17 protein-coding genes are annotated in these 20357 nt (G+C 64.7%); 7 read left to right on the forward strand and 10 right to left on the reverse strand.

The genetic code is table 11. From position 1 onward, the window contains the following. Window positions 1-243: 243 nt before the first annotated feature. Window positions 244-1593, reverse strand: coding sequence for a putative bifunctional diguanylate cyclase/phosphodiesterase (locus tag NKJ11_RS12420; RefSeq protein ID WP_023814197.1), 1350 nt, complete (start codon window positions 1591-1593; stop codon window positions 244-246). A gap of 230 nt (window positions 1594-1823) precedes the next feature. On the opposite strand from NKJ11_RS12420, the gene gshB reads away from it, so the two are divergent. The 4 genes from gshB (at window position 1824) to NKJ11_RS12440 (ending at window position 6176) form a co-directional block, all read left to right on the forward strand. Further along, complete coding sequence (gene gshB, locus NKJ11_RS12425; RefSeq protein WP_352442625.1) at window positions 1824-2768, forward strand: glutathione synthase; 945 nt, start codon at window positions 1824-1826, stop codon at window positions 2766-2768. A 234-nt stretch (window positions 2769-3002) separates the two neighbouring features. Beyond that, window positions 3003-3593: an NAD(P)H-dependent oxidoreductase gene (locus NKJ11_RS12430; RefSeq protein ID WP_128305158.1), complete on the forward strand. Its 591-nt coding sequence runs from the start codon at window positions 3003-3005 to the stop codon at window positions 3591-3593. 240 nt (window positions 3594-3833) lie between these two features. Further along, window positions 3834-5366, forward strand: coding sequence for a YifB family Mg chelatase-like AAA ATPase (locus NKJ11_RS12435; RefSeq protein ID WP_127296985.1), 1533 nt, complete (start codon window positions 3834-3836; stop codon window positions 5364-5366). Between the two features lie 270 nt (window positions 5367-5636). Further along, window positions 5637-6176 (forward strand): DnaJ domain-containing protein, encoded by a 540-nt coding sequence (locus NKJ11_RS12440; protein ID WP_127296986.1) that lies wholly within the window; start codon window positions 5637-5639, stop codon window positions 6174-6176. Between the two features lie 117 nt (window positions 6177-6293). Here NKJ11_RS12440 and NKJ11_RS12445 read toward each other — a convergent pair whose 3' ends face one another. The 7 genes from NKJ11_RS12445 to NKJ11_RS12475 form a co-directional block, all read right to left on the reverse strand. Then, window positions 6294-8462 (reverse strand): malate synthase G, encoded by a 2169-nt coding sequence (locus tag NKJ11_RS12445; protein WP_352793428.1) that lies wholly within the window; start codon window positions 8460-8462, stop codon window positions 6294-6296. A gap of 98 nt (window positions 8463-8560) precedes the next feature. Continuing rightward, window positions 8561-10603, reverse strand: coding sequence for a hydantoinase/oxoprolinase N-terminal domain-containing protein (locus tag NKJ11_RS12450; RefSeq protein WP_352793429.1), 2043 nt, complete (start codon window positions 10601-10603; stop codon window positions 8561-8563). A gap of 304 nt (window positions 10604-10907) precedes the next feature. Continuing rightward, window positions 10908-11534 (reverse strand): CDGSH iron-sulfur domain-containing protein, encoded by a 627-nt coding sequence (locus NKJ11_RS12455; RefSeq protein WP_352673170.1) that lies wholly within the window; start codon window positions 11532-11534, stop codon window positions 10908-10910. Between the two features lie 114 nt (window positions 11535-11648). Then, window positions 11649-12020, reverse strand: coding sequence for a hypothetical protein (locus NKJ11_RS12460; RefSeq protein WP_352442630.1), 372 nt, complete (start codon window positions 12018-12020; stop codon window positions 11649-11651). 124 nt (window positions 12021-12144) lie between these two features. Beyond that, entirely contained in the window at window positions 12145-12501 is a 357-nt protein-coding gene (locus NKJ11_RS12465; RefSeq protein WP_352442631.1) for a hypothetical protein, read from the reverse strand. A 49-nt stretch (window positions 12502-12550) separates the two neighbouring features. Continuing rightward, window positions 12551-14038 carry a pyridoxal phosphate-dependent decarboxylase family protein gene (locus NKJ11_RS12470; RefSeq protein WP_352793430.1) on the reverse strand — a complete coding sequence of 496 codons (1488 nt, stop codon included), beginning with the start codon at window positions 14036-14038 and terminating at the stop codon, window positions 12551-12553. A gap of 13 nt (window positions 14039-14051) precedes the next feature. Next, the gene (locus NKJ11_RS12475; protein WP_352793445.1) at window positions 14052-15140 is read right to left on the reverse strand and encodes a PLP-dependent cysteine synthase family protein; all 1089 of its coding nucleotides are present in this window, start codon (window positions 15138-15140) and stop codon (window positions 14052-14054) included. A gap of 254 nt (window positions 15141-15394) precedes the next feature. On the opposite strand from NKJ11_RS12475, the gene NKJ11_RS12480 reads away from it, so the two are divergent. The 3 genes from NKJ11_RS12480 to NKJ11_RS12490 all read left to right on the forward strand — a co-directional run bounded on the left by NKJ11_RS12480 (window position 15395) and on the right by NKJ11_RS12490 (window position 18143). Continuing rightward, complete coding sequence (locus NKJ11_RS12480) at window positions 15395-17380, forward strand: BTAD domain-containing putative transcriptional regulator (RefSeq protein ID WP_352793431.1); 1986 nt, start codon at window positions 15395-15397, stop codon at window positions 17378-17380. A 126-nt stretch (window positions 17381-17506) separates the two neighbouring features. Beyond that, complete coding sequence (locus NKJ11_RS12485) at window positions 17507-17689, forward strand: hypothetical protein (protein WP_013528612.1); 183 nt, start codon at window positions 17507-17509, stop codon at window positions 17687-17689. A gap of 79 nt (window positions 17690-17768) precedes the next feature. Beyond that, window positions 17769-18143, forward strand: coding sequence for a YkvA family protein (locus NKJ11_RS12490; protein WP_352793432.1), 375 nt, complete (start codon window positions 17769-17771; stop codon window positions 18141-18143). A gap of 84 nt (window positions 18144-18227) precedes the next feature. Here the strand turns inward: NKJ11_RS12490 and NKJ11_RS12495 are convergent, their stop codons facing one another. Together NKJ11_RS12495 and NKJ11_RS12500 are read right to left on the reverse strand one after the other, a co-directional pair. After that, entirely contained in the window at window positions 18228-18536 is a 309-nt protein-coding gene (locus NKJ11_RS12495; protein ID WP_352793433.1) for a UBP-type zinc finger domain-containing protein, read from the reverse strand. Continuing rightward, window positions 18526-20217 (reverse strand): FAD-dependent oxidoreductase, encoded by a 1692-nt coding sequence (locus NKJ11_RS12500; protein WP_128305273.1) that lies wholly within the window; start codon window positions 20215-20217, stop codon window positions 18526-18528. Before NKJ11_RS12500 ends, NKJ11_RS12495 begins: the two co-directional genes overlap by 11 nt. Between the last annotated feature and the right edge of the window lie 140 nt (window positions 20218-20357).

Below are 20357 nucleotides of genomic sequence, written 5' to 3' on the forward strand. Positions count from 1 at the left end.
CCCGAAAATCGGATCGATTTTCGGAAAGGGATCATGCGCAAAATGTAAATTGCTACAGCGTCCTTTGCGCGTCCAAAAGGACGCGCGGCTCTGTAGGGTGACCGGCGCGCATCCTAGCCGCGCAAGGCGCGCGGGCAAGGGCGAAAGACCGGATTTCTGGGCTTATGTCAGACAAAACGACAATGCGCCGCACCGGATGCGCACAGCGGCAGCACCAGGATTGCGGATCACGGGGATCGCCGGTCAGATCGCCTTGGCGCGCAGGGCGCCGCGGAAGGAATCACGGAGATAGCCGAGCGTGGCGTCGGCATCGACGGGCTTGCCGAACAGATAGCCTTGCCCGCCGGCACAGCCGAACTGGACGAGGCGGTCGGCCTGCGCTTCCTGCTCGATGCCTTCGGCGACGACGTCCATGCCGAGCCCCTCGCACATTGCGAGAATAGCCCGGATGATGTGCTCCGAGGGACGGTCGTCGAGAATGGAGGAGACGAAGGCGCGATCGATCTTGAGCTTGTCGAAATGGAATTCGCGCAGACGGCCGAGCGAGGACTGGCCGGTGCCGAAATCGTCGAGCGAGACGCGGATGCCGACGCGGCGCAGATCCTCGACGATCTGCGCCGCAGAGGCCGGGTCGTTCATCAGGCCGGTCTCGGTGATCTCGATCTCCAGCCGCCGCGGATCGAAGCCGGTGCGATCGAGGATCGCCAGTATGTGCAGGCCGGTGTTCTGGTCGACGAGCTGCGAGGGCGACAGGTTGAAGGACAGGAACAGATCCTTCGGCCAGCTTCTGGCGGCCTCGGTCGCCTTGCGCAGCACCAGCTGCGACAACGGGCCGATGATGCCACGCTCCTCGGCGATGGGAATGAAGACGGTCGGCGGCACCGAACCCAGGTCGCGATCCGTCCAGCGCGCCAGCGTCTCGAAGCCGATGGTGCGGCGCGTGTTGAGGTCGACGATGGGCTGGAAATGCGGCTCCACCTCGCCGGCCGAGACAGCCCGGCGCAGCGCCTGTTCGATGCGGGTGACGCGCTTGGCCGCTTCTTCCATCTCACGGGTGTAGACGACGACGCGGCCACGGCCGGAACGCTTGGCGTGATAGAGCGCCGTCTCGGCCTTGTTGATGAGGATCTCGGTGGTCTCGTCGCCCGAATAGAACAGCGAGCAGCCGACCGAGGCCGAAAGCCTGGCGGTGCGTTCGCCGACATCATAGGGCGCCGACAGGATCTCGATCAGCATGCGGGACTTTTCGGCCGCTGCATCCTCGCTGAACACCAGGGGATAGAGAAAGGCGAATTCGTCGGCGCCGATGCGGCAGACCGTGGAATGGCCGTCCATCGAGGCGCGCAGCCGCATCGCGACCTGGATCAGGATGTCGTCGCCGGCCTTGTGGCCGAACAGATCGTTGATCGGCTTGAAGCCGTCGAGGTCGAGAATGCCGACGGTAAAGGGCGCGGGATCGTCGGCACGATCGGCGATCAGCCGATCGACCTTGTCGAAGAAGCGGCGATGGTTGCCAAGCCCGGTCAACGGATCGGTGAATGCCAGATCCGTGCTCTCCCTGTTTGCCTGACCGGTGCCAAACGAAGTTTGCATCGGTGTCCCTGTTTTGTGACGTCGGAATTTATTTTCAGACTGGCAGCAAACCCTTTAGGAAACGTATCGCGAGATCGATTTTCCACGGGCAACCGCGACTGTTTCGAAGGATCGATGAAAGCAGCGCATTCGGGTGTCGGATGCCAATCCTAGGAATGTCGCGATTGGCAGACGGGCAGTGAGCCTGTACAGGCAAGACAGTCGTCCATCCGAGCCGCCGGAGACCCGCCATGAAGCTGAAAATCGCCGTCCAGATGGACCACATCTCCACCGTGTCGATCGCCGGTGACACCTCATTCGCGCTGTCGCTGGAAGCGCAGCGGCGCGGCCATGAGCTGTTCCACTACACGCCGGATCGGCTGTCGCTGCGCGACGGCAAGGTGTTTGCCCGCATCGAGGAGATGCAGGTGCGCGACGAGAAGGGCAGCCACTATTCGCTGGGCGAGAAGGTGCGCACCGATCTGTCGGAAATGGATGTCGTCCTGCTGCGCCAGGATCCGCCCTTCGACATGAACTACATCACCACCACGCACATTCTCGAACGCATCCATCCGAAGACGCTCGTGGTCAACGACCCGGCATGGGTGCGCAACAGCCCCGAAAAGATCTTCGTCACCGAATTTGCCGACCTGATGCCGGACACGCTGATCACCAAGGATCCACTCGAAGTTGCCGCCTTCCGCAAGGAGTTCGGCGACATCATCATCAAGCCGCTGTACGGCAATGGCGGCGCCGGTATCTTCCACATGCTGGAGGCCGACCGCAACCTTGCCTCGCTGCTGGAAATGTTCGGCCAGATGTTCCGCGAACCCTATATCGTGCAGCGCTATCTCAAGGACGTGCGCAAGGGCGACAAGCGCATCATCCTGATCGACGGCGAGCCGGTCGGCGCCATCAACCGGGTGCCGGCCGAACACGATTCCCGCTCCAACATGCATGTCGGCGGCCGCGCCGAAAAGACCGAACTGACGGAGCGCGAACGCGAGATCTGCGCCCGCATCGGGCCCTCGCTGAAAGAGCGCGGCTTCATCCTGGTCGGTATCGACGTCATCGGCGACTACATGACCGAGATCAACGTGACCTCGCCGACCGGCGTGCGCGAGGTCAAGCGCTTCGGCGGCGCCGACATCGCCAGCCTGTTCTGGGACGCGGTCGAGGACAAGCGGCGGACGTAACCGTTTTCACTTTGTCTTAACCATGTTCCGGTTTCTGCAACCGGCCACAACCCAGCCGCGACCGGCGCGGCTGCATATTCTTGTAATGTTCCTCATTTGATCAGGCGATTGTATAAGCCCGCTGCGGATCGACACCGGCGATGGGCTTCCCTCCCCGCCACTGACCTTGCTGTTTCCACTTGGTTGCGCGACGGCTAATATGTGCGTGTAATTCGAAGCCTGAAGGCCCGCGCCATGAAAATCAATGTCGTCTACGCGCATCCACTAGCCGACAGTTACCAGGCGGCGCTCCACAAACGGGTCGTTCAGACCCTCAAAGCCAGGGGTGACGAGGTCGTTGATTTCGATCTCCATCAGATGAAGTTCGATCCCGTGATGCATGCCGAAGAAAGACATGGCCACTTTGACCCTGCCCAGGCACCCAGCGACTTGCAGGTTTACATCGACGCGTTGAGATGGGCGGAGGCATGCGTTTTCTGCTTTCCGACATGGTGGTCAGGCATGCCCGCAATCTTGAAGGGTTATTTTGATCGAGTTTGGCGACCGGGGGTGGCTTACGAGTTGCCGGCAGACGGTGGCGTGATCAAGCCGGCGCTATTGAACATCCGGCGGATGGGCGTTGTTACCACATGCGGGTCGCCGTGGTGGTATACTGAACTGTACATGCAAAACCCGGGAAGGAAGGTGCTGCTGCGCGGTCTCAAGACTATGTGCGGCCGCAACGTGAGGCACCTCTACCTGACGAGATATTCCGTCGAAAACATCTCTGATGACCAGAGGGAAATGTTCGCCCGCAAGGTGGAGCGCCTGTTCGACAAATTCTAGCCATCTATGCTCGGGTATGTCATCTTTGATGCCAGCGAGCCTTTGACGGAGCGGGCGCTCAAGCTTCCGATCAAAGCCTAGCTTATGGACGCTCCTTGCCGGCAGAATTCCTCACCGTGGTGAAGCTATATGTTCTCGTAATGTTCTTGCTTAACTCCGAAATCTGTGGTTGTCTTCTTTGACTTCGCTCACACCCTGATCGCCAGGGCATGGGCGAACTACTGTCCGGGGGTACAAAAAATGGTGGCGCGGGTTCGCACGGTCGCTTTCCAAGGCATCGAGGCCGTGCCGGTCGACGTGCAGGTGATGATCGCGCCCGGCAAGGTCAACATGCACATCGTCGGCCTGGGCGACAAGGCGGTGGCCGAAAGCCGCGAGCGGGTGCAGGCCGCACTGCATGCTTCCGGCCTGTCGATGCCGTCGAAGAAGGTGACTGTCAATCTGGCGCCGGCCGACCTGCCGAAGGAAGGCAGCCACTACGACCTGCCGATCGCACTCGGCCTAATGGCCGCGCTGGGCGCCATTCCGGGCGACATGCTGGCCGGCTATGTCGTGCTTGGAGAATTGTCACTCGACGGCACGATTGCCGCGGTCGCCGGCTCCTTGCCGGCGGCGATCGCCGCCAATGCCGAGGGCAAGGGCCTGATCTGCCCGTTCGCATGCGGGCCGGAAGCGGCCTGGGCTGGAAAGGATATCGACATTCTGGCACCGCGCAGCCTGATTGCCATCGCCAATCATTTTCGTGGCACGCAGGTGCTGTCGCGCCCCGAGGCCGGTATGCACGCCGCGGCGCTGGATCTGCCTGACCTCGCCGACATCAAGGGCCAGGAGACCGCCAAGCGGGCGCTGGAGGTGGCGGCGGCCGGCGGTCATAATCTGCTTATGATCGGACCGCCTGGATCCGGCAAATCGATGCTGGCGCAGCGGCTGCCGTCGATCCTGCCGCCGCTGGCGCCGAAGGAATTGCTCGAAGTCTCGATGATCGCCTCGGTGGCGGGAGAGCTCGGCGAAGGCAAGCTGACCGACCGGCGGCCGTTCCGCGCCCCGCATCATTCGGCCTCGATGGCGGCGATGGTCGGCGGCGGCATCCGCGCACGGCCGGGTGAGGTGTCGCTTGCCCACCACGGCGTGCTGTTCCTCGACGAGTTTCCCGAGTTCACGCCGCAGACGCTCGATGCGCTGCGCCAGCCGCTGGAGACCGGCGACTGCATGATCGCGCGGGCCAACCATCGCGTCACCTATCCGGCGCGTATCCAGCTGGTGGCGGCGATGAACCCGTGCCGTTGCGGCATGGCCGGCGAGCCGGGCTATCGCTGCCTGCGCGGCGAGCGTTGCCGCACCGACTATCAGGCGCGCATTTCGGGTCCGCTGCTCGACCGCATCGATCTCAGGATCGAAGTGCCCGCAGTGTCGGCCAGCGACTTGATCCGGCCCGATCGGGCGGAGAAAAGTGCCGATGTGGCGCTGCGTGTGGCACGCGCCCGCACCATCCAGCGCGAACGTTTCGAGCGGCTCGGCGCCACCCGCGCCACCACCAACGCGCATTGCGCGCCCTCGGTCATCGAGGAGATCGCCATGCCGGACGCCGCCGGCCTGTCGCTGCTCAAGGACGCCAGCGAAAAGCTCGCCTTTTCGGCGCGGGCCTATCACCGTGTGCTGAAGGTGGCACGGACGCTTGCCGATCTCGACGCCAGCGAAACCGTCGGCCGAATCCATCTGGCCGAAGCGATCTCCTACCGCATGAGCTCGGAGCGGATGGCGCAGGCGGCGTAGGTCCGCCGACAAGCCGGCCTCGCCACATTGCATTCCGCGATCACGCCATAACCCGGCCTCCGCGAATCGATCATCTCCACGGTGCGGCGGACCTGATTGTCCGCTTGGCCGGCGTCCTCACCACCCAACGGCCTCACCGAGCGGGCGCCGGCCATTTTCTTCCTCTTCCAGAAGCGTGGATGTCATCGACGCCGGACCAAAGTCTTGGTCTCTGCATTGGACATTCCTTATTTAGACAATGCGAATATGGTTGCGGTCGGGGAGCCCGCTATGTTCATTGACTACTACGAAGTTTTGGAAGTTAGCCCGAACGCCAATTCGGAAACGCTGGAGCGCATATTTCGCTATTTTGCGATGCGCTATCATCCCGACAATCGCGAAACCGGCGATGAAGCCCGCTTCAGTGAAATCGTGGAAGCCCACAACACGCTCAAGGATCCGGTCAAACGCGCTCAATACGACATCGCGTACAAGGACCATGCCGGCCTTCGCCGCGAGCTGACCGAGGAAGCCAGCAGCACCAAGGGCGTCGAGCGGGATGTCGTGATCCAGGCCAGGCTGCTGTCGCTGCTTTACGCGAAGCGCCGGCACGACGTCAGCAATCCCGGGATCGGAGATGTGGAGCTCGAACGCTTGTCAGGCTGTCCGCGAGAGCATCTCGAATTTCATCTCTGGTATTTGAAAGCGAAGGGCTGGATAGCAAGAGTGGAAAACGGGACGATCGCGATTACGGTGGAAGGCGTCGATCGGGTCAACTCCGAACACCGTCGCGATCCCACCATCCGGCTCCTGGACCATACGGCTTCCTGACGCCTTGTCTGTGGCCGGAAGCAAATAGCATCCGCCGCACCAGTCACGGACGCGCCTTCAACGCCGCTGGCGATTTCACCACCGTCGAGCGAAATACGACAAAACCGATCCGTTGCCTCAGGCTTGCTGCGCCTTCAGTTCCAGCCGCCGCGCGTGCAGCACCGGCTCGGTGTAGCCGTTGGGCTGGACGCGGCCCTTGAAGACCAGGTCGCAGGCGGCGAGGAAGGCTATCGACTTGTCAAAGTCGGCCGCCATCGGCTGGTAAAGCGGGTCGCCCTCGTTCTGGCGGTCGACGATGTCAGCCATGCGCTTCATCGTCGCCATCACCTGGTCCTCGCTGCACACGCCGTGGTGCAGCCAGTTGGCGATATGCTGTGAGGAAATACGCAGCGTGGCGCGGTCTTCCATCAGGCCGACATCGTTGATGTCAGGCACTTTCGAGCAGCCGACGCCTTGGTCGATCCAGCGCACGACATAGCCAAGAATGCCCTGCGCGTTGTTGTCGAGTTCCTTCTGGATGTCTTCAGGCGACCAGTTCGGCCGCACCGCGACCGGCACCGACAGGATGTCGTCGAGCTTTGCCTTGGGCCGGTTCTTGAGTGCGGCCTGCACGGCATGGACATCGACCTTGTGGTAGTGCGTGGCATGCAGCGTCGCCGCCGTCGGCGACGGCACCCAGGCGGTGTTGGCACCGGCCTTGGGGTGGGCGATCTTCTCGGCCAGCATCGCCGCCATCAAATCCGGCATCGCCCACATGCCCTTACCGATCTGGGCGTGGCCGGCCAAGCCGCATTCCAGCCCGGTGTCGACATTCCACGCCTCGTAAGCGGAAATCCAGGCGGCCTGCTTCATGTCGCCCTTGCGGATCATCGGGCCGGCTTCCATCGAGGTGTGTATCTCGTCGCCGGTGCGGTCGAGGAAGCCGGTGTTGATGAACACGACGCGCTCTTTTGCGGCGCGGATCGCCTCCTTGAGGTTGACGGTGGTGCGCCGCTCCTCGTCCATGATGCCCATCTTGATGGTATTCCTGGCCATACCGAGCAGGGCCTCGACGCGGTCGAATATCTCGACGGCGAAAGCGACCTCCTCCGGCCCATGCATCTTGGGCTTCACGACATACATCGAGCCGGCGCGGGAATTGGCGCGGCGGCCGTTCGGCCCTACATCGTGCAGCGCGATCAGCGCCGTCATCGCCGCATCCATGATGCCTTCCGGAACCTCGTTGCCGTCGCGATCCAGTATCGCCGGGTTGGTCATGAGGTGGCCGACATTCCTGACCAGCATCAGCGAGCGGCCGGGCACGGTCAGCGTGCCGCCGGCGGGCGCGGTGTAGGAGCGGTCAGGATTGAGCTTGCGGACAAAACTCTTGCCGCCCTTGGTGATCTCTTCCGTCAGATCGCCCTTCATCAGGCCGAGCCAGTTGCGGTAGACGACGACCTTGTCTGGCGCATCCACCGCCGCGACCGAATCCTCGCAGTCCTGGATGGTGGTCAGCGCCGATTCCAGGATGACATCGGCGATGCCAGCCGGATCGGTGCGGCCGATCTGGTTGTTGCGGTCGATCACGATCTCGATGTGCAGGCCGTTGCGCACAAGCAGCACCGCATCGGGATTGGCGGCATCGCCGCGATAGCCGACGAATTGCCTGGGGTCGGCCAGCGTCGTCGAGCCGGCGCCGGCGCTTAGCCGCAGGGCGCCTTGCGCCAATGACAGACCGTTGACCCCGGCCCATTTGCCCGAGGTGAGCGGGGCAGCCTCGTCGAGGAAGGTCTTCGTCCAGGCAACGACCTTGGCGCCGCGCGCCGGATTGAAGGCTTTGCCCTTTTCGGCGCCATCCGTTTCGGGGATGGCATCGGTGCCGTAGAGCGCATCGTAGAGCGAACCCCAGCGCGCATTGGCGGCGTTGAGCGCATAGCGCGCATTCATCACCGGCACGACCAGCTGCGGTCCGGCAACATCAGCGATTTCGGGGTCGACATTGTCGGTCGACACGCTGAAGGGCGGGCCCTCCAGAACGATATAGCCGATCTCTTTCAGGAAGCCCTTGTAGGCCTCCATGTCGACCGGCGCGCCGTGATCGCGATACCAGCCATCTACCTGTTCCTGGATGGCGTCACGCGCTGCCAGCAGCGCCCGGTTCTTCGGCGCCAAATCATGGATGATGGCCGAAAAACCGTTCCAGAAGGCGTCCGCTTCGATCTCCGTGCCCGGCAGCGCTTCCCTGGCCACGAACTCATGCAGCTCGCGGGCAATCCGCAATCCGGCGATCTCGATGCGGTCGGTCATCAGGCTACTCCAGATGAAAGGCTTTGCGGGCCTTTGGCATGTCAGGTTTGCCGGGTCAATTCAGCTTAGGGTGAAGGTGGCGTATTTCGCCGCCCCGCTCAAACCGCAATGCGCGGCCTTCCCGAGGCCACGGCCACGACATGCGCCTCGATGAACATGCGCTGGGCTTCGACGGTCGAGACCCGGAATTCGGTGGCGACGTCGATCTCGGCGCTGTCGGTGCCGGCATCCCTGGCGCGCTCCGCGACGATGGCGCGGACATCGGCCTCGGCCGCCGCGATCGCCGTCGCCTCGTCGAGGAAATCGCGCACAGTCTCGCCCGAGGCGAGACGAAACAGCCCTTCCATGGGCTGGCTGACCCGCGCCTCGGCCGATACCCTGACCTGGCCGACGACGGCGCCGAGCGCGTTGGCGACATCGGTATCCCTGGGCACCACGCAGTCATTGCCGATCAGCGGCGGCAGCCCGGCATAGTGCAGCGGCGCCGAGGCGCCGAGGCCGATGACCGGGCGGTCGAGCGCAACGCTCAGGCGGGCGATGCCGGGATGCGCGTCGACCGCGCGCTGCACCAGGGCGTGCGCCACCGTCGACGCGCCATCGAGCCCATCCTCGGCAAAGGCGGTCTCGAGGATATATTCGGCCGACCAGCGCGTCAGCGTCACCAGCACCCGTTCCGAAATCGCTTCCGGCGAAGCGGCGATGTTCTGGCCACGGCCGTCACGCTTGCGGGCGAACAGTTCGGCGCCGAGGCGCGCGGCGATGGGATCCCAGTTCGCCTGCTTGCCCAGCACATGGGCGGCGTCCGACGGGGTGAAGCCGGCGACATGCACCAGCCCGCGCGACACCAGCCGGTTCAGCGTCGCGTTCTGCGCGTTGGAACTCAAAAGCCTGTCGACGGCGAGCGGCACGGCACCGATCAGCTCGTAGAGCCTGGCTTCGGCGCCGGTCAGGCCGGCGGCGAGCCGGTCCGGCACGCCGGTGCGCACCGCGAAGCGGCCGTCCATGCGGCCGGGATTGGGCGCCCGCAGCTGGCGTTCGAGTTCGGAGGTGACAGCTGTACCGTGCGCCATGCCGGCCAGCGCCAACGGCACCAGGCGGCGCGGCCCGAGCAGGATCTTCGGGTTGAGCGCGCCATCTTCCAGCGCCACTTCGGAATCGCCGCCGAGGCCGAAGGTGCGCATGGCGACGGCCTCGACCATGGTGCGGAAGCCGCCGACGGTGGCGCCTTCCGGGTCGAGCCTGGGACGGCCGCCATCGAGCACGGCGACGTCGGTGGTGGTGCCGCCGATATCGGACACCATGGCATTGTCGAGCCCGGTCATGTGGCGGGCGCCGACCAGGCTGGCGGCCGGGCCGGACAGGATGGTCTCGATCGGCCGCTGGCGGGCAAACGCTGCCGAAACCAGCGCACCGTCGCCGCGCACCACCATCAGCGGGGCTGCAATGTTGCGCGCCTGGAGAAAGCCTTCGGTTGCCGCCACCAGCCGGTCGATCATTGAGATCAGCCTGGCGTTGAGCAGAGTGGTGAGTGCCCGGCGCGGGCCGCCGAGCTTGGCCGACAGCTCGTGGCTCGATGTGACCGGCAGGCCTGTCTTTTCGCGGATCAACTCGCGGGCGGCGATCTCATGCGCCGGATTGCGGGTGGCAAAATAGGCGCAGACGGCAAAGCCGGACACCGAGGCGCCGAGTTCCGGCAACGCCGCCTCCAGTCCAGACAGATCGAGCTTGGCGGCATTGCCGTGCACATCGTGGCCGCCCGGACAAAAAACCACCGGATCGGTGCCGAGCGCGGCCTTCAGCCCGTCGCGGGCGAGGTCGCCCTCGGAAAAGCCGATCATCACCAGCGCGACGCGGCCGCCCTGGCCCTCGACAAGCGCGTTGGTGGCAAGCGTCGTCGACATCGACACCAGCTTGATATCAGCCGGATCGGTTCCCGCTTTCTGCAGCACCGCGTCGACGGCGCCGGAAATACCCACGGCAAGATCATGCCTGGTGGTCAGCGCCTTGGCCTTGGCCAGCACCTTGCCTTTGTTCGGCCCCTCTTGCGGGCCTTCCGTCTCAGACCACAACACGGCGTCGGTATAGGTGCCGCCGGTGTCGATCCCGAGGAACAGCGGCTTTGGCTTGGTCTTGGCTGTCATCTTTTTGGCGGCGGTCCGGGTGGCAATTTATTTGTCCCTGCCCTTAGCCGATACGGAACGGACGATAAAGCCGCGAGCGCTGGGCCACGGTAGGTAGGTTGGTGGTGGTGAACAAGCGAGGTCGGCGGGACAGCACCCCCCTCTGCCCTGCCAGGCATCTCCCCCGCAAGGGGGGAGATCGGATGTCATCCCCGCTTTCGCCATCTTCAATGCCGAAAAGGGCGCCGCCGGCGGAAACTGCCAATCTCCCCCCTTGCGGGGGAGATGTCCGGCAGGACAGGTGCTGTCCCGCCGGCCAAAACAGCTACCCCACAAACCCCACCTTCTTGTGCGTGCCATCGCAGAACGGCTTGTTGGCGGAATGGCCGCAGCGGCAGAGGAAGGCGCGTTGGGTACGGTCGACCGTATGGCCGGTTCCGGTGACGATCTCGAGATTGCCCTCGAGCTTGAGCGGGCCATTGGTGGTCGGCGTCACTTTCAGCGGACCATTCCTCGCTTCGAGCGCCGGCGTGTCCTTCAGCGGCGGCTCGCCGGTGGCGGCAAAACCGGACTTGTTGTGGCTGCCGTCGCAAAACGGCTTGTTTTCCGAAGCGCCGCAGCGGCAAAGCGTGGCACGATAAGAAGTCTCGCCGTCGAGCACGATCTCGGCGTGTACCGCCAGCGGGCCGTTTTCCCGCAGCCGCACCGTGTTGACCACCGGCGATTGCTCCTGCGGCCCGCCATCCTTCCGGACATAGGTGATGGCGCCCGAGGGGCAGCTTTCGGCGATGGCAACGATCTTCTCGACGCTGGCCGCCTCGGGATGGATCCATTGGCCCGGCGCGTTGGGCACGAAGACATGCGGATCGCCGAGCACGCAGTTGCGCGAATGGATGCAGCGCTTGCCGGAAAACCCGACGTCGATCTTGTCGCTTTCGACCATGCCGGCCATAGCTGGGCTCCTTTTGCCTGAAGCACGTCGCGTCTGAACAGTTCGAGGCGGCGCGCGCTGGGTATTTGCACAGGCTATGGCTCCGGCCCGAAGACCGTCAAGCTGGCAAACCGGTCAGGGGACCAGCTCGATCTCCTCGGTCTCGCCGCCGCTACAGGTGTAGCAGCAATCCTCGCATTTTTCCGTGTTGCCGGGACCGACGCCCCAATAGGTGCCCTCGTCGCCATCGACCCAGGCGCCGTAGCAGATCGCTTCGCCCGCGTTGCAGGATATCGGCAGCTGCTTGGTCTCGCCGTCGTCGAGGAAATAGTCCTTGTCCTCGCCCGGCCAGACATAGTCGCGATCCTGGCTGTAGAGCTCGACGCGCATGGCGTTCGGGTGGCTGTTCTTGATGGCGAAGGTGACATCGTCGGCTTGCGCCGCCGACGCAACCAGCATGACGAAGGACAGCGCGGCCAGCATGCGGCGCGCATAGGCATGAAACATGATAACCCCCGAATAAGCGGCCCACCCGGCCGCAGGGCGACCATTGCATGCAGCGCTGAACCGCGGAAGTGGACCGGACGGGCCGATCCCCGACTTAATTAGGGTCCAACGAAACTTCCGCGCTCTACGGCACCAGATCGATCGTCTCGGTCGAGTGTTCCACGCAGATGAAGCAGCAAGTGTCGCAGGGCTGGTCATTGTCCGGCCCGACGCCGGCCGAGAGGCTGTCATTGCCGTCAACCCAGGCGCCATAGCAGATATGTTCGCCCTGATTGCAGGACAGCGGCACGGATTTCTGCGACCCGGGTTCGATCAGGAACACCTTGTCATTGCCCGGCCAGACCGTCTCACGATCGCGGCTGAACAGCTCGACCGCGACAGATTCCTTGCGCAGGTTCTTGACGAAGAAGGCCATGTCGGCGGCCTGCGCCGAGGCGGTGAAGACCAGCGCTGCCAGTGCAACCATACGAAACAGCGTCACGGCCTGGATCTCCCGAATCATCGCGGCAGAATCGCATGCCTGCCCGTAACTAGGAAGGCGCGGAACCCTGCGTTGCGATGTCATGCCCCAGCCGCACCGTTTCATGCACCAGAAGGTCGAGATCCTCGCGCCGTGTGCGATGGTTGGTGATCGCCACGCGCAACCAGTGCTCGCCATGCACCGTGGTGTCCGAAAGGGCCGCAATGCCCTGTTCCTGCAGCCGCAGCATGATCTCCATGTTGAGCGCCTTCAGAGCCTCGCCTGTCAGACGGGGCTGATAGCGGAAGCAGACGATGTTGACGGTCGGCGATGCCGCCAGCTGCAACCGCGGCGCGGCCTCGATCAAGCCGGCAAGATAAACGGCCTGGGCAATGTTCTGGTCGATCAGGCGGCCGAATTTTTCGACGCCATGCTGCTTCAGCGCCATCCACACCTTCAGCGCGCGAAAACCGCGCGATGTCTGCAGGCCGTAGTCGTGCAGCCATTCGCCGGAAGCAAGGCCGCGCGGCGTCGATTCCAGATATTCCGGCGTCACAGCGAAGGCCCCGCGATGCGCGGCGGCATCCCTGACCAGGGCGCAGCCGACTTCGAACGGCGCGTGCAGCCATTTGTGGGGATCGAGCGCGACCGAATCGGCCCGTTCGATGCCGGCGACGCGATGGGCATTTTCAGGCGCAATGGCGATCAGCGCGCCGATGCAGCCGTCGACATGGAACCAGAGGCCTTCCTCATGTGCCAGCTTCGCAAGCGCCTGCAAATCGTCGATCGCCCCGGTGTTGACCGTGCCGGCCGTACCGATGACGCAGGCCGGCTTGAACCCTGCGGCGCGGTCCTCGGTGATCGCCGCACGCAAGGCAGCGATATCGATGCGCAGCCCGGCATCGGTCGGGATGCGGCGCAGTGCCCGGTTGCCGAGGCCGAGTGCCTCCATCGCCTTGCGGTGGCACGAGTGGATCTGCTCCGAGCCGTAGAAGCGCAGCGGCTTTTCGATGGCGGCGACACCGTGCTCGCGCACGTCGATGCCGGCCTTGACGTTGCGCGCCACGGTCAGCCCGATGATGTTGGCCATCGAGCCGCCGCTGACCAGCGTGCCGCCGGCAGAAGCTGGAAAGCCCAGCATCTCCTTGCACCAGTTGACCACCTGGCTGTCCATCAGCCCGGCGGCGTGGTTGCCGCCGCCGAGGTTCGAGCCCTGGATAGCCGCCAGGAAATCGCCGAGCGCGCCGGTGAAGTTGCTCGACCCCATATACCAGGACCAGAAGCGCGGATGGATGTTGCCCATCGGATAGGACATCACCGTGCGGGACACCTCGGCATAGACAGCATCCAGCGACGCCGGGGAGCGCGGCAGCGGCGCCGAGAAGGCCTCTCTCACATCGGCCGGCATCTCCCGCCAGACCGGGCGGTCGCGCACATCGCGGAGATAATCGACCGCATCGTCAATGACCCGGTGCGACAGGGCCTGCACATCGGCCCAGTCCAGGGGATCGAGCGTTTCCTCGGCCACCAGGCCGAGGTTTTCTTGCACGGCGTCCATACCAGATCTCCCGTCAAGCCGCCGGAAACTGGCAGCCGGGCGTCGAGCGCGACAGGGCGGTCTCGTCGGCATCCATCTCGGCCTCGATGCCGTCGAACAGCGGTGTCGACATGTAGCGCTCGCCGGTGTCGGGCAGCATGCACAGGATCACCGCGCCAGCCGGCGCCTTCTCCGCGACCTGCCGTGCCACGGCGAAGGTCGCGCCGCCGGAAATGCCGGTGAAGATGCCCTCTTTCCGCGCCAATTCTCTGGCCCATTTGATGCCCTCGGGTCCGGCGATCGGCATCACCTCGTCATAGAGGCTGGTGTCGATCGCCTCCTGCAGTACGTTGGGGATGAAATCCGGCGTCCAGCCCTGGATCGGGTGCGGTTCAAAGGCTGGATGGCTGGCGGCCGGGGCACCATCGGCGCCGCGCTGCTGCACCTTGCCGCTGCCGATGAGCTGCGCGTTGGCCGGCTCGGACAGCACGATACGGGTTTCCGGACGCTCGCGGCGCAGCACGCGCGCCACGCCGACCACCGTGCCGCCGGTGCCATAGCCGGTGACGAAGCAATCGAGCCGCGAGCCGGCGAAATCATTGACGATCTCGCGCGCCGTCGTCGCCTCGTGGATGGCGGCGTTGGCGGCCGTCTCGAACTGGCGGGCGAGAAACCAGCCATTGGCCTCGGCCAGTTCCACCGCCTTCTTGTACATGCCGAAACCTTTTTCAGCGCGCGGCGTCAGCACCACCCTGGCGCCCAGCATGCGCATCAGCTTGCGGCGCTCGACCGAAAAACTGTCGGCCATGGTGACGACCAGCGGATAGCCCTTTTGCGCGCAGACCATGGCGAGGCCGATGCCGGTGTTGCCGCTGGTCGCCTCGACCACCGTCTGGCCCGGCTTCAGCGCACCGCTGCGCTCGCCCTCCTCGATGATGTTGAGCGCCAGCCGGTCCTTCACCGAGGCGCCGGGATTGAAATACTCGGCCTTGACGTAGATCGTCGCGTGGGACGGTCCGAGATTGTTGATGCGAGCCACCGGCGTGTCGCCGACGGTGTCGAGAATGCTGTCGAACAGGCGGCCGCGCCCGGCCGTGGTTCTGATCTTCTGCTGCTGCAACATCTTGGTCTCCTTGATTGTCATCGCGTTTTGTCTTCACGGGCCGGTTACAAACCGGCAGGTTGGGCGGCGAAGTTTGGTGACCTTGCCGCGCTAGGACTGACATGCCGCACAGCGGCAATGGCTGTATCCGGCGCTGAAATCCGCTGCCGGATGCGCCGTGTCGTGTTTGGTGATACAGGAGAGGCCGACAGGCCAGCGTGGGAGCAGGCGTGGAAACGCACGTGGAATCCACTCGATCGAGGCTGGACGTCGAGATGCCGGTCCTTTCCGTGCGCCTGCTCGGGCCTTTGATGATCTTCCACGACGGCGCTCCGGTTACCCTGCCCGCGTCACGCAAGCTGCGCGCGCTGCTCGCCTATCTGGCGCTGGCACCGCATCCGGTCGGCCGCAGTCGCCTGTGCGAGTTGTTGTGGGATGTGCCGAACGACCCAAGGGGCGAACTGCGCTGGTGCCTGAGCAAGCTGCGGAGCACGCTCGACGCGGTGGGCCGACACCGGGTCGCGACACAGGGCGACACGGTCGCACTCGATCTGAGCGATTGCCTGGTCGATGCGCTGGAGGTGAGCCAGGCCGCCACGCAAGGGCTCGGCACCCTTGATGTCGAGCGCTTGCGGGCGCTGGCCAGACTGTTTGCCGGCGATTTCCTCGATGGGCTGGAGCTCGAGCGCAGCCCGCATTTCAACAGCTGGCTGACCGCGCAGCGCCGCCGCTTCCACTCGTGCCACGTCGCCGTGCTGGAGCAACTCGTCGGCAGCCTGGCGGCAGACAGCGACGCGGCGATCGCCCATCTCGACACATGGGTGGAACTGGCGCCGTTCGACCGGCGTGCACATGCGGCACTTTTGGCAGGTCTGGCCGGACGCGGCGAGATCGGCGCGGCTGAAGAGCATCTGGCGGCGGCAGAACAGTTGTTCAAATCGGAAGAACTGGATTTCGCACCGCTTCGCGCGGCCTGGCGGGCGATCCGTGACCGACAGTCGGGCATCTCGCTTCGGACGGCCTGCCTGTCCACACTATCGCCATTGGTGGCCACGCCGACCGCACCCGGCCCGGTCGAGCCCAGCCATGCTTCGCTGGCGGTGATGCCGTTTGTCGAGGAGGTCGGCGGCGCACGCGGCGGATTGGCCGACGGTTTCACCCACGACATCATCACCCGCCTGGCCAAGCTCAGGGACTTCTTCGTCATCGCGCGCGGATCGGTGTTTGCGCTGGCAGAGCAGAACATCGCGCCCGAGGATGCCGGCCGCCGGCTGAATGTCGACTATGTCGCCACCGGCACCGTGCGCAGCCCGTCCGGCCGCCTCATCGTCAGCGTCGAACTGATCGAGGTGCGCAGCGCCAGGATCGTCTGGGCCGAGACCTTCGAGCGCAGGCCCGATGACATCTTTTCCGTGCTCGACGACATCGGCAACAGCATCGTCTCCTCGATCTCGGCCGAGATCGAAACAGTCGAGCGCAACCGCGCCATGCTGAAGGCGCCCAGCTCGCTCAACGCCTGGGAGGCCTACCATCGCGGACTCTGGCACATGTACCGCTTCACCCAGGCCGAAAACGAGCAGGCGCGGCATTTCTTTGCCCAGGCCTTGCAGCTCGACCCGACCTTTGCCCGCGCCTATGCCGGCCTGTCCTTCACCCACTGGCAGAACGCCTTCCAGCGCTGGGGCGACCGCGACCGCGAAAGCGCGCTGGCCTTCGAGAGCGCCGGACACAGCCTGCTGGTCGACGACCACAATCCGGCCGCGCATTGGGCAATGGGCCGGGCGCTGTGGCTGCGCGGCGAGCAGGACGGTTCGCTACTCGAACTGGAACGGGCTGTCGATCTCAGCCCCAACTTCGCGCTCGGCCACTACGCGCTGTCCTTCGTGCATTCGCAGTCGGGCGACCCGCGAGCGGCGATAGGCTCTTCCGATCATTCGCGCCATCTCAGCCCGTTCGACCCGCTGCTGTTCGGCATGCTGGGCGCACGCGCCATGGCGCATGTCCGGCTCGGCCAGTTCGAGGAAGCGGCCGAATGGGCGCTGAAGGCGGCGGCGCGGCCCAACGCCCACGCCATCATACTGGCGATCGCCGCACACTGCCTGGCGCTGGCCGGACGGCTCGACGAGGCGCGCGGCTTCGCCGCCGCCATTCGCAAGACAAGGCCGGACTATTGCGCCGACGATTTCATCGGCACCTTCCGCTTCGAGCCGGATGCCGTGGCGCTGTTCCGGCAGGGCGCCAGGCTTATCGGGCTGAACTGAAGCTGGCATCGCCATCTGGGGCATCGCTTGGGAATTTCGCCTCAATTCCGTCGGGTTAACGAAGTCGGAAGGAGTTGTTTAACCGTTCGCGGCTATGTCACCGCGTGGGGGACCGACAAAGTGAGTATGATGAGCAACAGCCCCGACAAGCGCAATGAATGGCGCGCCATCTTTTACGTGCAAGCTCGCGTCGCCATCCTGTTTGTCCCGGTGGTTGCCAGCCTGCTGATCATAGCGGCGCTTGCCGGAAACGAACGCAAGTCCGTTCCCAGCATGATCGACCCGACCGTCACCGGCTCCGTGCGGTAAACCAGCGGTCATCGGTTCTTCGAGACACTCTCGGAGGCGTGCGCTATCGGCGGTTTTCATTTGGCGCTAAAATCATCCGATGGCACTGAATGAGTGGGCCCGAACGATCAAGCGGGATGTGCATGCGCTCTACCTCGCCGCTCGCGATCCGCGAACGCCCTGGTACGCCAAGGCGCTTGCCGTGTGTGTTGCAAGCTATGCCTTGTCGCCAATCGACCTGATCCCCGATTTCATTCCGGTGATCGGCTATCTCGACGACGTGATCCTTGTCCCTTTGGGCGTCCTTGCCGTGGTCAGGATGATACCGCCCGAGGTGATGGCGGAACACAGGGAGGCCGCTGCCCTTGCCGCTGACAGGCCCGTGAGCCGTAGCGCGGCGGTGATCATTGTTTGTATCTGGGCGGCCTCGATCGTGCTGGCCGGCTGGCTGGGATATCTATATTTCGCCGACTGACTGCCAAGCCGTTCAGCAGGGAGGCTGCCGCCAAGAAAGCCCGGATGGATCGCGCCTCGGGATTCCTTCGCCATCTGGCGTCGCTCAAACAAAGCGCGGGATCGGACCGTTCTGCGGGGTCACATCGTCGCCAAGCTCGATAAAAACCTCGTCGACATAGCACCATGCCCAGCCTTCGGGCGGATCGTAGCCCTCGATGACCGGATGCTGGGTGGCGTGGAAATGCTTGGTGGCGTGGCGGTTGGGCGAGTCGTCGCAGCAGCCGACATGGCCGCAGGTGCGGCAGAGCCGCAGATGCACCCATTGCGACCCGCTCTTCAGGCATTCCTCGCAGCCGAGGGCGCTCGGCGTCACCTTCCTGATGTCGCGCGTATGTCTGCATTCATCCATCATGCTCTCCTGCCATTCGAGGTGTGTCGGCGTTGCCGCGAGCGAGATAGGCATGCAATGCCGCGACCACCTGGGCGCCTTCGCCGACAGCCGCCGCGACCCGTTTGACCGAGCCGGCGCGGACGTCGCCTATGGCGAACACGCCGCTGCGGCTGGTCTCCATCTGCGTCGATCCTATGTCCGATCCGGTGCGCACGAAACCCCTGGCGTCCAGCGCCACATCGCAGTTCGCCAGCCAGTCGGTGTTCGGGTCAGCGCCGATGAACAGGAAAAGATGGCGGATCGAGCGCGTCGTTTTCGCGCCGCTGGCGCGGTTGCGCCAGCGCACTGTGGCAAGATTGCCCTCTTCGCCCTCCAGAGCCTCGATTTCGGTCCCGGTCAGCACCTCGATGTTCGGCTGCGCCCGGATGCGCTCGACCAGATAGCGCGACATGCTGGCATCGAGGCTGCCGCCGCGCGCCAGCAGTGCCACCTTCCGCGCATGGCTGGCCAGATAGACGGCCGCCTGTCCGGCCGAATTGCCGGCGCCGACCAGCGCCACTTCCTGGTCCGCGCAAAGCCGACCTTCGATGGGCGACGCCCAGTAATGCACGGACGTCCCCTCGAACCGCGCCAGATTGGCGATGTCGAGGCGGCGATAGCGCGCGCCGCTGGCGATCACCACGCTGCGCGTGCGCACGGTCTCGCCGTCGCCGACATCGAGCAGATAGCGGGCGCCTGACACGTCGGCGGCGGCGCTCAAAAGCTTCGCCTCGTCCGGGATCACCATTTCGACGCCGAATTTCTGCGCCTGGTTGTAGGCGCGCGCCATCAGCGCCATGCCCGAAATGCCCGTGGGGAAACCGAGATAATTCTCGATGCGCGAGGAGGCGCCGGCCTGTCCGCCGAAGGCACGGCAATCGAGCACGATCGTCGACAGGCCTTCGGATGCCGCATAGACCGCCGCCGCCAGCCCTGCCGGGCCGGCGCCGACGATGGCCACGTCATACACCGTATCGGCATCGATCGGCCGCAGCAGGCCGATGCAGCGGGCGAGGTCCTTTTCACCGGGGTTCATCAGCAGCCTGCCGTTTGGACAGAGCACGATCGGCAGGTGGTGCGGATCGACCTCGAAGCGTTCTACCAGGGTTTTGGCGCAGGGATCGCTGTCTGAATCGAGCACGCGGTGCGGTTGGCCGCTGCGGGCGAGGAAACCCTGCAGCCGCAACACGTCGGCATTGTCCTGGGGTCCGATGATGATCGGCCCGCTGGTGGCGCTCTCCAAAAGCCCGACGCGGCGCAAGATCAGCGCCCGCATGATGCGCTCGCCGAGATTGGCCTCCTGCACCATCAGGTCGCGCAGCCGCTGCGAGGCGATGACGAACGCCTCCACCGGTTCGGCGGCCTGCGCATTGACCAGCGAGGGACGGGCCGAAAGCTGCGCCAGTTCGCCGACAAAGCTGCCTGGACCGTGGGTGACGATCGTCTCGTGCCGGCCGAGCCCCCCGTCCTGGGTGATATCCACGCTGCCCGACAGCACGACGATCAGACCGGGCGCTACATCGCCCGCCGTGACGATGTTCTCGCCGGCCGCATAGGCGCTGGCCTCGCCGAACCGGCGCATGCGGTCGATGTCCACCTCGGCCAGCGTGGGGAACGCCTGGTCGCGGCGGGCACCGAAGATCTGGGTGGTGGATTGAGCCATGGTTGAGCGTAGCGAAGCGGGCGCGGAGTTTGAAGCGGTTTGTTGGAGCCCTGACCAGGAGGGGAGGTCTGGCTGGTAGACACCACGCCGTCGTCATCTCGGGCGAGGATCCAAACCGAGACACCAGCCGAAGAACCTCA

The organism is Mesorhizobium sp. M0243, from assembly GCF_040321775.1.
Classification (GTDB): Bacteria; Pseudomonadota; Alphaproteobacteria; order Rhizobiales; family Rhizobiaceae; genus Mesorhizobium.